General features: G+C 39.3%; 9 protein-coding genes. All 9 read left to right on the top strand.

Features of this window, described 5'->3' with window-relative positions; translation table 11 throughout:
• The first annotated feature begins 10 nt into the window (after window positions 1-10).
• The 9 genes from PCY71_RS07220 to PCY71_RS07180 all read left to right on the top strand — a co-directional run bounded on the left by PCY71_RS07220 (window position 11) and on the right by PCY71_RS07180 (window position 13,942).
• Entirely contained in the window at window positions 11-2,476 is a 2,466-nt protein-coding gene (locus PCY71_RS07220; RefSeq protein WP_048774065.1) for a type I polyketide synthase, read from the top strand.
• Complete coding sequence (locus PCY71_RS07215) at window positions 2,473-8,157, top strand: non-ribosomal peptide synthetase (RefSeq protein ID WP_048774067.1); 5,685 nt, start codon at window positions 2,473-2,475, stop codon at window positions 8,155-8,157. The genes PCY71_RS07220 and PCY71_RS07215 overlap by 4 nt, the downstream gene beginning before the upstream one ends.
• Window positions 8,158-8,260: 103 nt before the next feature.
• Entirely contained in the window at window positions 8,261-8,998 is a 738-nt protein-coding gene (fabG, locus tag PCY71_RS07210; protein ID WP_048774069.1) for a 3-oxoacyl-ACP reductase FabG, read from the top strand.
• Between the two features lie 29 nt (window positions 8,999-9,027).
• Window positions 9,028-9,261: an acyl carrier protein gene (locus PCY71_RS07205; protein ID WP_002279484.1), complete on the top strand. Its 234-nt coding sequence runs from the start codon at window positions 9,028-9,030 to the stop codon at window positions 9,259-9,261.
• A gap of 24 nt (window positions 9,262-9,285) precedes the next feature.
• On the top strand, window positions 9,286-10,503 hold the full coding sequence (locus tag PCY71_RS07200; protein WP_048774073.1) for a beta-ketoacyl synthase: 1,218 nt from the start codon (window positions 9,286-9,288) through the stop codon (window positions 10,501-10,503).
• A gap of 1 nt (window position 10,504) precedes the next feature.
• On the top strand, window positions 10,505-11,539 hold the full coding sequence (locus PCY71_RS07195; RefSeq protein WP_048774075.1) for a beta-ketoacyl synthase N-terminal-like domain-containing protein: 1,035 nt from the start codon (window positions 10,505-10,507) through the stop codon (window positions 11,537-11,539).
• Window positions 11,536-11,982 (top strand): 3-hydroxyacyl-ACP dehydratase FabZ, encoded by a 447-nt coding sequence (gene fabZ / locus PCY71_RS07190; protein ID WP_048774077.1) that lies wholly within the window; start codon window positions 11,536-11,538, stop codon window positions 11,980-11,982. Before PCY71_RS07195 ends, fabZ begins: the two co-directional genes overlap by 4 nt.
• On the top strand, window positions 11,975-12,646 hold the full coding sequence (locus PCY71_RS07185) for a hypothetical protein (RefSeq protein WP_048774078.1): 672 nt from the start codon (window positions 11,975-11,977) through the stop codon (window positions 12,644-12,646). The genes fabZ and PCY71_RS07185 overlap by 8 nt, the downstream gene beginning before the upstream one ends.
• Window positions 12,647-13,240: 594 nt before the next feature.
• Entirely contained in the window at window positions 13,241-13,942 is a 702-nt protein-coding gene (locus PCY71_RS07180; protein WP_048774080.1) for an ABC transporter ATP-binding protein, read from the top strand.
• The last annotated feature ends 1 nt before the right edge of the window (window position 13,943 follow it).

Here is a 13,943-nt window from a genome sequence, read left to right as displayed (position 1 = left end):
GGAGCAGAAAATGAGTGAAGATATTTCAAATGCGGTAGCTATTGTGGGGATAGCTTGTAAATTTCCCAAATCAAATAACTTGGAAGACTATTGGGAAAATATTAAAAATGGGACTGAATGTTTAGAGACCCTTTCTCAAGAAGAGTTAGAACAGGCTGGGATTGATGCAGCTACCATTCAAAACAAAAACTATGTAAAGCGTAGTTCGTACATAGAAGATGTTGATAAATTTGATGCAGATTTTTTCAAGATTAGTCCTAAAGAAGCTATTTATATGGACCCCCAGCAGAGACTTCTATTAGAGAAAGCTTGGGAGGCTATGGAGGATGCAGGTTATATTCCGGACAATGGTAATCAAAAAGTAGCTGTGTTTGCTAGTACGAGTGCCAGTAACTATTTTTTACAAGGTATTCAAGATGATTCTCGTTTCGTGGAGGATGCAGGAGGGATGCAAGCCCTATTGCATGGATTGGATAAGGATCACATAGCTACAAAGATTGCCTATAAACTTAATTGTACTGGTCCGACAATGACAGTACAATCTGCTTGTTCAAGTTCAATGGTCGGTACCATTATGGCTTGCCAAAGTTTACTAACTTATCAAGCGGATCTTGCTTTAGCTGGTGGAGTCACCATAAATGTCCCTCAAAAAACAGGTTACATGTACGAAAAAGGCAGTATTCTTTCGCAAGACGGTTACTGTCGTCCATTCGATGAATCTGCTAATGGTACTGTTTTTGGCAGTGGTGTGGCTTGTCTCGCTTTAAAACGTTTAGAGGATGCCATTGAAGATAATGACAGGATCTATTCTGTTATCAAAGGATTTGCTCTCAATAATGACGGTAGTGATAAAGTAGGCTACACGGCACCTAGTGTCAGCGGTCAGATGGAAGTCATTGGTGATGCCTTAGATTTTGCACAGGTTGACGCTGCCACCATCTCTTATCTGGAAACACACGGTACCGGAACAATTATGGGAGATCCTATTGAGGTAGAAGCTGTCTCGCAAGTATATGAGAGTTATACGGAGAAAAAACAATTCTGCGCCTTAGGCTCCATAAAGGCTAATATGGGTCACCTTAATGTTGCTTCCGGTATTGCAGGGATTATCAAAGGAGCTCTGATAACTAAAAATCGGCTATTACCCCCAATGGTCAATCTAACTAAGGAAAATACGAAGATTAATTTTAAAGACTCCCCATTCTATATCAACAAAGAAGGAATAGACTATACTCAGAAGAAGCCTTTACGAGCAGCTGTTAGTTCCTTTGGAATCGGTGGAACCAATGGGCATATTATCTTGGAGGAATATATTAAACCTATTCAGAAGAGAACAGGGAAAAGCTACTATTGTCTACCGCTATCAGCCAGAAATGACGAGGATTTGAGACAGATGTGTCAAAACTTAGTCAACTATCTATCGCAACATCCAGAAGTGAACTTGGCTGATGTCGAAAGAACCCTGCAACAAGGCAGAAAGTCGTTCAATGTTAGAAAGGTATTTTTAGCAAAAGACATTCGTGACTTTATTTGTGGTATTGAACAGTTTTTAAATGAGGGTTTAAGCAAAACGGAGCAGATATCCTGTCTATCTGTGTCTCTAGTGGAACCAGAAATCTGCTCAGATTTAGAATTGCTTAGCGAGGAAAATTCCCTATTTGCAGATTTGTATAATAAGGTTAAAAGCAACTTGACGAAAGTTTGGGCAGATGATATGGGAAACGAGACAGTTGTTTCATCTGATATTTTGGCTGAACAGTTAGCAGCGATTAGTTTTCTCAAAGAGCTGGGTGTGGATTTGGAAGTATCTATACATAATCTTGAAGAACGAGGAGACAGTAACATTCTGAAACTGAGAAAAACTATTGCGGACTATCTGGGGCTGTCGGATGACAAGGTTCGAGACTCTAACGAGGTGCTCATGTCGGTCAGCAGTTACTTAGACTGTTTAACGATCATTAAAAATTGGTGGGAAGCTGGCAATCATCTGGATTGGCAAAAGCTGATTCAACAGGAGAAACAGAACATTATATCCCTACCCACATATCCTTTCAAAAGAAATTCTTACTGGTATGTTAGCAGTCAAACAGAGGGAAAAGAAATTCCAAAGATAGCAGTGCAAGTTAAAACAAAGCAAGAGCACCAACATGTCAGACCACAATTAAAGACAGCTTATAAGAGTTCGGAAAACGAACTGGAAGAAAGGCTTGTTCATATATGGGAGGATTTATTGGGAATCTCTGGTCTAGGTGTCGAGGACGATTTTTTTGAACTAGGGGGCCATTCTTTAATGGGTACGCAGCTGACTGCTGCTGTTAAAGATGAGTTTCTTATAGACCTAGAAATGGATGATTTGTTTGATTGCTCAACAGTATCAAAGTTGGCTAAATTGGTCGAGAAAAGGCTAAAGGAGCTCATAGAGTCAATGGACGACCAAGAGGTTGACAGATTGCTTAGAATTGAGGAAGAAAAATGAATGGTGAGAGTAGGAAAAAACAAGAATTGCTGGCTAATATTTTAAAGGGGAAGACAGGAAGTGAGCAGATTAAGAAACGAAATATTGTGAAAACAAATCGCAAAGAAGCTCCATTGTCTCATGCTCAAAAGAGGATGTGGTTTTTACACAGCCTGAATGAAGCCGATGATGCATATAATATGCATTCTGTGCTAGAAATAACGGGTAAGTTAAATAAAGAAGCGCTAATCCATAGTCTCCTGAAGATTGTGGAGCGACATGATATTTTACGGACCAATTTTAGACTGAATAAAGAAGGCACTCCTATTCAGTTTGTCAATGACGTTTTTGAACGTAAGATTGAAGTAATTGATCTGTCGAAGTCTGATGAACAGTCAGTTTCATCGTTTATTAAAGAGGAGATATCTAAACCCTTTGATTTGGAAAAGGATCTCTTGATTAGAGCATCCCTAGTCAAAGGGCCTAAGCCCGACTCTTATTATTTGGTAGTTACTATGCACCATATTGTTTCTGATGCTTGGTCCTTTGCAATTTTTGGACAAGAATTGATGGACTACTATCAGCGGTATCTACAGGATGATTATTCGGTTGAACCTCTTGACTATCAGTACATTGACTATACCTTTTGGCAAGAAGATTATCTTGGTACTGAGAGGGTGGAACGCCAATGTCAGTATTGGAAAGAGCAGCTAATACCATTACCAGACCCCTTGGAAATAAAGATAAGAGGCCGGGAACATGTAGCAGAAATGTCAGAGGCTGGAAAATACATTACCTATATAGATGACAGTCGTCTGACTCTTTTAAAGGAATTGTGTAAGGAGACGGGAACAACTCTCTACATGGCTCTTCTTGCTATGTATGCTGTTTTGCTCAATAAGTATAGCTTCCAGGATGATTTAATTATTGGAACTCCGATAGCAAATCGCCGGCATAAGGAACTAGAAAACTTAATTGGCTTTTTCGTCAATACCCTTCCTATTCGTTTGAAAATGAATATTGACGATCGATTTGACCAGATGTTGCAGATGGTTAAAAAGGGAACTGTAAATGCCTTTTCTAATCAAGATATCCCTTTTGAATATGTTGTAAAAGAGGTTGTAGGTGATAGAATTAGTGATCAGTCGCCAATTTTTCAGACAATGTTTACTCTACAGAATACTAATAGAGTTGAGGTAAGTCTTCCAGAGCTCACTGTGGAGAGCCATGCATTTGATAATACCAAGGCAAAATTTGACTTATTGTTGACGGCAATGGAGACTGATCAAGGGATAAGGCTGGCTTTTGAGTATAAAAAAGAGATGTTTGACCTTGATGTAGTTAAGGCAATGGCAGATAAGTATCTCGCAATCTTAGATGATATTTTACAAAATAGCAAACAACCGATTAAACAGATAGCCAATACAGAAAAACCTATAATTAATGAGCACAGCCGACTAGACAGTGAACCACTGTCAGGAGATAACCTGATTGAGCAGTTTAGACAAATGGCAAGTAAACATGCTGATAGGACGGCTATCAGTTATCAGGGGGAAGAGGTTTCATATAGGCAACTAGAACAGAAATCCAATCAGTTAAGTCGCCGTCTCAATCATTATCTTGCCGGTAAAAAGGGATTTGTAGGAATATGTATGGACCGTTCTATTGATATGATTGTCACAATTCTTGCTATTCTAAAGAGCAATTGTGCTTATGTCCCCCTTGATCCAGATGCCCCCAAGGAGCGATTGGATTTTATCACCCAAGATGCTGAGCTGGAATTATTGATTGGGCAGAGAGGAAAGTTAGATAAACTTATCACTAGAAGCAATGTCCCTATAGTAGATATCAGTGAGGAAAAGGAAAGAGCATTAAGTGAGCCTGTTGAAATAGAAGTACTTGAAAGAAGTGCTGATAGTGACGCTTATATGATTTACACTTCCGGTTCCACAGGAAATCCAAAAGGGGTAATAGTCAGTGATAATAATGTACTACGCCTGTTTAGCAATACAGAGTCGCTCTACCATTTCGACCATATGGATGTGTGGACGATGTTTCACTCAGTAGCCTTTGACTTTTCTGTTTGGGAAATTTGGGGAGCCTTGCTTTATGGAGGGGAGTTAGTTATTGTACCTTATGACACTAGCAGGATGCCCGCAGATTTTCTGGAACTTTTAATTGAGCGCAGGGTAACGGTATTGAATCAAACCCCATCCGCTTTCCGTCAGCTATTGCAGTGTGAACTACTATATCAGAAAGAGTGCAAAGAGACTCTAAACCTCCGCTATATTATTTTTGGTGGGGAAGCATTGGATTTTGCCATGTTAGCTTCTTGGATGGAGAGTTATGGAGATGTTTCTCCCCAGTTAGTCAATATGTATGGAATTACCGAAACAACTGTCCATGTGACTTATGCTCTTTTGACTAAAGATAGCTTAAACAATACTTCCAGAAGTATTATAGGAGAACCTATTAAAGATTTGCAGATATATGTACTGGATCCGACAATGCGACTAGTTCCGGATGGCGTCATTGGTGAAATGTATGTCGGTGGAGCTGGTGTGACAAAAGGATACTGGAATCAGGAAGTGCTCACCGCAGAGCGTTTTATAAAATCTCCTTTTTCAAATGATGCAAATAGTGTTTTATATAAAACAGGTGATTTGGCTTGTAAGCATTTCAACGGAGAGCTGGAATATATTGGAAGAAACGACGGTCAGGTCAAGGTTAAAGGTTTTAGAATTGAACTTAATGAGATTAAGGAACAAATTAGTCAGAGTCCTCTAATCAATGATAATTTAATTGTTTTAGATAAATCCGCTGATGACGCTCGAATAATTTCTTATTTTACCCTCAGTCGGGATAAAAAGGAGGGAATTGTTCAGGAACTCTTGAAAAAATCTGATTATGATGAAGAGACTGAGGAAGTTTTTAATTATAACTATCAGAAAAGTAATACTGGTGGCTATGACTGCTTTAATATTACAGGTTGGAATAATTCTTATGATAATCAACAGATGACAGAGACTGAGATGAAAGAATGGCTGCAGTCCATTAGCGGAAAGCTTTATGATATCCCAATGAAATCAGTTCTTGAGATTGGTGTTGGAACAGGCATGATTCTGCATAAACTTGCTGATAGAGTGGAGAGATATGTTGGTTTGGATATATCAAAGGAAGCTATTGAATACAATAAACGGGTGATTAAAGAAAATAACTTTAACTATAACCACGTAGAACTTATTCACGCCTCTGTGGAAAAATTGGACAATCAGTTCGATGAGAATTTTGATACAGTGATTATTAATTCAGTCGCTCAGTATTTCCCAGATGTAGCTTATTTTGAAAATACTTTAGCAGCATCCATTGAACGCATGCAGGATCAAGGACATATCGTTATAGGAGATATTCGAAGTTACGATCGATTGGATATGTACTATATGTCTGTTGAGTTGTCTCGTCTAAGTCCGGAAGATAATGTAGCTTGTCTGAGAAAGAACATGTCTATCAGAAGGGAAAATGAGAAAGAACTTATTTTTGCTCATGATTATTTCAAGTTTTTAGCAAATCGACTACCTGAGATAGCCAATGTAGAGATTACACCTAAGATAGGTGATATTGATAATGAACTCTCTAAATACAGATATGATGTCGTTCTGACCATTGATAAGCAACAGAATTCTAAAACAAGCGATTATTTGGAACCAGCAGTTGTGGATTGGTCAGATGGCGAAAATGTGATGGATCTTCCTGACGAAGAGGTCATCCATTTTGTAAATGTTCCAGATAGGAGGGTAGCTTATGAGAAATACCTTGTGGATAATTTACCTAACGTGGACGAAGAATTATTAATTAAGAATTATATAAAGCTTTTTCCGATTTGGAATAGTAATGATAAATTAAAGCTTGAAGCATTGGCAAGAGAAAAGGGATACCGCACTTATACGAGTGTTGATAATCTTCCTGCTTGTCTTGATGTAATAATTTACAATCCTGAGACTGTGAATAAAGAATCTGTTGCTCGTTATTTAAGTAACTATTACAGCTATAATCCTGCTAAGACGGAAACAACAGTTCCTCTGAAATATAAGATTCAATGTAAGGTGATAGAGGAATTAACGGACTTTTTACAGGATAGATTACCGTATTATATGATTCCTAATGAATTTGTCTTGATTGATCATATTCCTTTGACAATTAATGGAAAAATAGACTACAAAGCCTTACCAAGGCCCAATAGCAATACTCAATTACTCAATCAAGATGAAAATTGGTATGAGGAGCATATAGTTGCAGAAGTAACAAAGATCTGGAAAAATTTACTGCATCTAGAATCTATTTCACCAGAGGATAATTTCTTCCAAATCGGTGGTCATTCTTTACTTGCAACAAATTTAATATTCTCCATTAATGATATCTTTGGTGTCCGTATTTCACTTAAAGAGCTTTTTGAGGAGCCGACTATCCTAGGAAATAGTCGCTATATACAGAGTCAGTTAGGAACATCTCAAAATAGAGAGAAGAAGATACCTCATATAGAAGACGATGTGTATCTATCGAAAACTTTTGAGGTTGCCGGTAAGCATTCGAACACAGACATGAGCCATATATTAGTGACGGGAGCAACAGGCTTCTTTGGCTCTTTCTTACTTAATCGTTTGTTGAAGGAGACTACAGCTACATTATATTGTCTGGTCCGAGCAAAAAGCCAGAAAGAGGCTAGGAAAAGGCTAGTTGAGTCCTTGCAGAAGTATAAGATCTATAATCCAAATGATGAGGACAGAATCGTTGTCATTTGTGGGGACTTAGCTTTACCTCACCTTGGTATGGATAAGGAGGACTATATCGCTTATGCTCAACTTATTGATACTATCGTTCATAATGGTGCGAAAGTTAACTTCTTTGAACCCTATGATAATCTAAAAAAAGCTAATGTGGACGGGACTAGGGAAATTGTGGATTTTGCAGTTCTATATCAAGTGAAGCCAGTTCACTTCATTTCCACTTTATATGTTTATGAACCGCCACAAGATGCGCAGCACCAACATTTGGTTGATGAAGATCAAATGTTAGGGGGATATCATAATTTGCCGATGGGTTATACCCAGTCTAAGTGGGCAGCTGAAAAAATTCTAGAGTTAGCGAAAAAGAAAGGGCTCCCGGTGAATATCTATAGATTAGGTAGGATTTCTGGCCACAGTGAAACAGGTGCTTGTCAGCAAAAAGACTTCATATGGTCAATTATCAAAGCCTGTATTGAGACGGGAGTGTACCCTAATCAAAACTTAGCGTTTGAACTGACTCCTGTTGATTACCTAACTGACGCAGTGATTCGGATTATGAAGAGTCATGATCTAAATAGAAACTATCATCTTTTCAATCTTAAGAAAACGAGTTTACAAGATATCGTTCAATCAATTTCTGATGGCTATCAATTAAAATCGGTAGATACAGAGCTGTGGATAGATGAAATTTCGTCTGCTAAGAGTTCGGCAAGGCATTTTGCGCACTTGCTGCAGGACGGTACTTTTGATGGAGGAAGGCTTTATTTCAAAAACGACAATACATCTCAGCATGTACCGTATTTTAAAAATGGTATTCAGGTTGACAGTGCAGTATTAAAGGCACAGAAGAACTATTTCATTGAGGTTGGCTATTTCCCAGCAGAGAAAGCTGAAACTAGCTTGGGTGAGAGCGATTGATTTTCGTCTACAATGGGTTGACCTAAACGAGACGATTGCTTGGTCAAGGTTTTCTATTGAACCGTCATTTAGAAGCCCATTCACACAGAAAGGAAAAAATCAAATGGAGAACAGACATATACTTGTCACTGGAGGGGCAAGGGGAATTGGAAGAGGTATAGTTGACGAATTGCTTAGGAAAAACTATAAAGTCTCTTTCTTGTATTATGGCAGTCAAGATACTGCAGATGCAATGGCAGAGAACGCTTATGAAAGAGGTCAAGATCTCAAAGGTTATCGGTGTGATGTCAAAGACTATACGAATGTCAATGAAACAATCAAAAAGATTGTGGAGGAAAGAGGTATTATCTATGGTTTGGTGAATAATGCTGGAATTACTGATGACTGCTCTTTGTTTTTGATGGATAAGAGCAGGTGGGACAGTGTTTTAGACACCAATCTAAACGGCGCGTTTCATGTGACTAAATCATTGATTACACAATTTATGAAAAATAAAGCAGGAGTTATCGTCAATGTTTCATCTGTCGCAGGAATAAAAGGCATGGCAGGACAAACTAATTATTGCGCATCCAAGAGCGGTTTGATTGGTTTAACAAAATCACTTGCTGTTGAGACGGCGATGTTTGGAGTTAGAGTAAATGCTGTTGCTCCTGGGTATATAAAGACAGATATGACATCTGCTATTAATGAAAAAGTCAAGAAACAGATGTATGGTCAAATCCCTATGGGACGTGAAGGAAGCGTGGAGGAAGTCGCACCCATTGTGGAGCTACTGTTATCAGATGCTGCATCCTATATAACCGGACAGGTTATTGCTATAGACGGCGGTCTTACCACCTAAAATATTACTATAATTTGGAGGAAATTAACATGGAAAACAAAACAAAAGCAAGAGAAATTGTAGAAGAAATCGTGGAGATGGAAGGATTTTCAGATGATACTAAGTTCATTGAATTGTTCGAATTTGATTCAATGCTCATTTTAGAATTAGTAAGCCAGCTGGAAAGAAGTTTCAATATTGTCATCAATGAAGAAGACTACCCAAATCTTCAGTCTTTAAATGATGTTTACAAAATTGTTGAGCAAGGTCTATCTAATAAATAGTTAGATACAGAAGGAGGTGTTAATATGGGGACAGACAGAGTCGTTGTCACAGGGATGGGACTTTTGACACCCGTCGGAAATACTCTAGAAGAGTTTGCGGATGCTATTTTCGAGGGAAGAAACAGTATTGGTCCGATTACTTCCTTTGATGTATCGCAGCACAATATCAAACAAGGGGGAGAAGTAAAGAACTTTCACCCCGAAAACTACTTTAACCTTCTAGATTATAGGCAATTTGATCGTAGCACGCAGTTTGCTGTGGCAACTTCTAAAATGGCTCTACAGATGTCTGGTGTAGAGGACGGAGTTTATGATTCCAGAAGACTGGGATGTATCTTTGGCACAACCATGGGAAACCAGCAGATATCTGAAAAATACACCAATTTACTTGTGGGAAAAAATAAGGAATCAATACAATGTCCATTTCAAAACTTCCAGCCTAATGCTATGACAAGTGCGATTGCGGCAGAGCTAAAACTGAAGGGACCGAACCTCGTTATTCCTACAGCTTGTGCTGCAGGAAATTATGCTATCGGGTATGGGGCTGATCTGATTAAGAGTGGCAAAGCGGACTGTATTGTTTGTGGTGGAAGTGATGCGATGTCTAGAGTTTGTTATACGATGTTTTCACGATTGGGAGCTATGTCATCAGACCTATGTCAGCCATTTGATGAGAACAGACAAGGGATGATTGTCTCAGAAGGTGCAGCAGCCCTGGTTCTAGAAAGCTATGAAAGTGCAAAGAAGAGAAGTGCGACAATATATGCTGAAATTTTAGGATATGGCAACAGTTGTGATGCCTATCATGCAACTGCTCCTCATCCGGAAGGTCAAGGGGCTAGGTTAGCCATTCACAAAGCCTTTAATAGTAGCGGAACCAAGAAAAGCGATATTGGTTATATCAGTGCTCATGGCACGGGAACAAAGGCAAATGATGCAGCAGAGTCTTATGCACTGACCCAAACATTTGGAGATGCTATCAAGAGCATTCCGGTTAGCTCAATCAAGTCAATGTTTGGGCATGCAATGGGGGCAGCTGCAGCTATTGAGGCTGTCGCCTCAGTACTGGTTCTGAATGAAGGTAGATTACCGGTTAATATGAATCTTGAGCATTTAGATCCCAAGATTGGATTAAATGTAGTAAGTAAGCCGACGGCTGCTAAAGACATAGACTGTATTTTAAGCAATTCATTTGCCTTTGGAGGCAATATCAGTTGTATCATTTTAAGTCAGGAGAAATAGTATGGAGACTGTTGTTATTACTGGTGGGGCATTGATTACGGAAGAAATGAACCATAGTGGAGATTTCCTGTTTCCGGTTCTTAAGCTGGAGGAGGCAAACTACAAGGACTTGCTCGGTGGAAGAGGGTTGCGCTATTTAACAGAAGCCACCAAAATGGCTTTAGTTGCAGCTAAAATGGCAAAAGAAAATGCCAAGGTAGAAGATCTAGTCCCTGAACGTAGCGGAGTTGTCGTCGCCACGAACCTTTCCTCAATGTCAACGATTGTGGATTTTGATTATTTGACTTTAACAGAAGGTCCTAGGGCTGTAGGTGCTATGCAGGGACCTAACCTTGTGTTGAATGCTACTGCAGCCAAACTGGGAATACACTTTAATATTACTGGATTCAATACGACTATATCAACAGGTCGAGTGGCATCGTTAGATGCTCTTGAGTATGCCTACCATATGATTCAGAAACAGGAAGTTGATTTGGTTATTATGACTGGCGTGGAGGAGTGGACTCCAACCTATAAAAAATGGTTGGAAGAAACGAATCTTATGAGTGCAGAGCAATTGAATCAATTTAGACAGCTGGGGGGGACCATTATCCTAGAATCTGAATCACATGCGCAGGCCAGAGGTGCAAAGATTTATGGGCAAATTGTGGATTTTAGTTCCACATTTGCCCCTGCTTTACTGGCTGGTGGTGGAGTTGAGTTGGAGAGTCGGCTCGAGTATAGCTACTTGATAGATGACTTGGCTAAAGATAGAGACAAAATATCAACGGTTTGTGTAGCAGATAGCTATCTCGATACAAGCCATCAAGAAAGAGACACTTATTTTCGCAAATGTTTTGAACAGGCTGAGCTGATTGCTATAGGGGACGTTTTTGGCGGTGACCTATTTGGGTCAACAGGAGTAGCACAAGTTCTATGTAGCTTGCAAAAGTTTCAGGGAGGAAATGGGTTAATCTTCTGTCATGATGAAGGTGGAAACTTCAGAGGGTTGTTGTTGAAGAGTTCTCAGTTAGCCCATAAAGGAGAAAAACTATGAATTTTCAGGAAGTAAATGCTATATTGCCTCAGAAATTTCCCCTGCTGATGGTGGATAAAGTTCTTGAGATTTTCCCAAATAAAAAAATAAGTACTGTAAAAAATATCACAGGTAACGAAATGGTATTTTTGGGACATTTTCCTAATCAGGCTATTTTTCCAGGAGTTTATATCACTGAAGCTCTGGCTCAGTCAGCTATCCTTTTGTTTAATGAAAAGAAGCAGGGAAACAGCACCTTATTTTTGCTCTATTCTACAAAGATGACATTTAAATCAGTGGTTGTTCCTGGGGATCAGTTGCGCATGATTGTAGAGAGTAGGACTGTGACGGCTTCGGGTGTAGTTGTTGATGCGATAGCATATGTGGAAGACAAAATTGTTGCTAAAGGAGAGCTAATCTTCTCTATCAAAGAATCATTGAATAAGGAGGAAAAAAGTGTATAAAACAGGGGGACGTTTTTCGGTACTGAGTAGCTTGTGTCAGCTAGTGATGGGAGTGATTGTGATGTTGCAACCCATTATCTCTCAAGAAGGAAAGATAGACCTTTTTCTGACTAAGATGTCTGCATCACCTATTTTATTTGTACTATCATATCTTGGTTTAGCCTTAATCGGTGTGTTCGGTCTAGGAGTGATAGAAGCCATCACGAATTACTTGGAAGTACAGGATAATTCACTGGTTAGGTGGTCGCAGAAGCTGGCTTATACGGGTTTTGCTGTTTTAGCGGTAGCCAACTTCAAGGCCCTGACAGCAAAGCCTGCTATGGCCGATGTTTATACATCAGCAGCTGACTTAAAGAGGGAGATTATCCTAACTATGGATCCTTATATTTCTTTCTCGCCAAATGGGATAGTTGTGTATGGATTTGTGGGGATATGGATTGTTTTAATCAGTCTGTATGCTTTAAGGAAAGGGCAGTTCAGATCTTATAATGTTGCTGGGCTGATATTGGGAATGATGTATATCTTGGTTTCTATTCCCAATATCCCCTTATTAATTGTCTCTATTTTAAATATAGCAAAAGGTATTTTGGCCTTTCTGTGGTTCGGCTTGTTGGGCTTAGAGATGCTGAAAAAAAGCAAGCAGGGTTTTGAAAGTCCAGAGTAATTGCTGGCGAAGAAGAGAATACATCATCTTGCTAGCTGGTATCAGTCACTTTATGCAAGGGATAGCTGTTTTGGGCTGAAGTTGCCCGCGCTAGAACTTAAAAAGTCTGTGGATATAGCTAACAAAATCGTTAATTAATATTACACAAAAATGTTTAAAGAGAGATATAATGTTTTTTTAATCATTTAGCTTAGATTATGCTACTATTGATACAGACATATTTACAGAGATGTGTCGCTAATACTCTTCAAAAGTCAAAAGTTATACTACGTCAGCTTTAACAGTCTGGGGGATTGTTAAAGGTTGCAGATGAAGAAAGCAAAGCTTTCGTCAATAGCCATATTCTTGACACTTCCTATCGGAAGCTGTATCCACAACCTCAAAACCTCCACTGGAGCTTTTGAACAGTCTGTGGCTTGCACTAACCATCTTTCTTGAAATTATCGTTTCAAGAAAGATGGTTAGTGCGGGAGTTAGAGAAAATCCCTTGGCCTTTCTCGTGTCGAGACGAGCAGGTTCCTGCCGTCTTGGCTACTTCTGTCTAATCTATTTTTTGACTTTTATTGAGTATAAATAAAATAAAAGGAGCGTGCTATGACAGAAACACTATTAGAAGCTAAATCAATCAGCAAAAAATATGAGGATGAGTATGTCCTGCAGAATACGGATCTAAAAATTGATCAGGGGCAGTTTGTAGCAATCTTGGGTCACAGCGGCTCAGGAAAGTCAACGATGCTTAATATCCTATCTTCTCTACTGAAACCAAGTTCAGGACAGGTCTTATATAAAGGAAAGGAGATAGGTCAATTGAGTAAATCGGCAGTGGCCAAGTTTAGGAGAGAAGACATTGGTTTGGTCTTTCAGCACTACATGCTAATTCCTAATCTGACAGTTGAGGAGAATATTCAGTTGGGCAGCAAGTATGCCGCAGAGACAGCGGACCTAGAAGAATTGGCTTCGCTACTGGGAATTGAGAAACTTTTGAACAAATATCCTCATCAGCTGTCGGGCGGTGAGCAACAGAGGGTCTGCATTGCCAGAGCTGTGATTAAGAAACCGGCTGTTTTATTCTGTGACGAGGCAACGGGTGCTCTGGACAGCGAAAATAGTAAGAACATTATTGTTTTATTGCATGCTATCAAGCAAACCTACGGAACCGGTATCCTTTTTACGACACATAATCGAGAAATTGCTAGAACAGCTGACCGAATACTGCTCTTAGAAGATGGACGTATTGTTAGGGACGACATGAATATGGAGAAGCTGTCACCGAATCAAATGAGTTGGGAGATTTAAT

Source organism: Streptococcus sp. SN3 (genome assembly GCF_030439905.1).
Note: the sequence above shows the minus strand (reverse complement) of the source record. Positions and strands in the feature narration are given on the sequence as shown.

Bases quoted from the DNA above. Each gene is read 5' to 3' on its own strand.
- PCY71_RS07180 (WP_048774080.1), top strand. From the start codon at position 13,241: ATGACAGAAACACTATTAGAAGCTAAATCAATCAGCAAAAAATATGAG.
- fabZ (WP_048774077.1), top strand. From the start codon at position 11,536: ATGAATTTTCAGGAAGTAAATGCTATATTGCCTCAGAAATTTCCCCTG.
- PCY71_RS07205 (WP_002279484.1), top strand. From the start codon at position 9,028: ATGGAAAACAAAACAAAAGCAAGAGAAATTGTAGAAGAAATCGTGGAG.
- PCY71_RS07195 (WP_048774075.1), top strand. From the start codon at position 10,505: ATGGAGACTGTTGTTATTACTGGTGGGGCATTGATTACGGAAGAAATG.
- PCY71_RS07215 (WP_048774067.1), top strand. From the start codon at position 2,473: ATGAATGGTGAGAGTAGGAAAAAACAAGAATTGCTGGCTAATATTTTA.
- fabG (WP_048774069.1), top strand. From the start codon at position 8,261: ATGGAGAACAGACATATACTTGTCACTGGAGGGGCAAGGGGAATTGGA.
- PCY71_RS07200 (WP_048774073.1), top strand. From the start codon at position 9,286: ATGGGGACAGACAGAGTCGTTGTCACAGGGATGGGACTTTTGACACCC.
- PCY71_RS07220 (WP_048774065.1), top strand. From the start codon at position 11: ATGAGTGAAGATATTTCAAATGCGGTAGCTATTGTGGGGATAGCTTGT.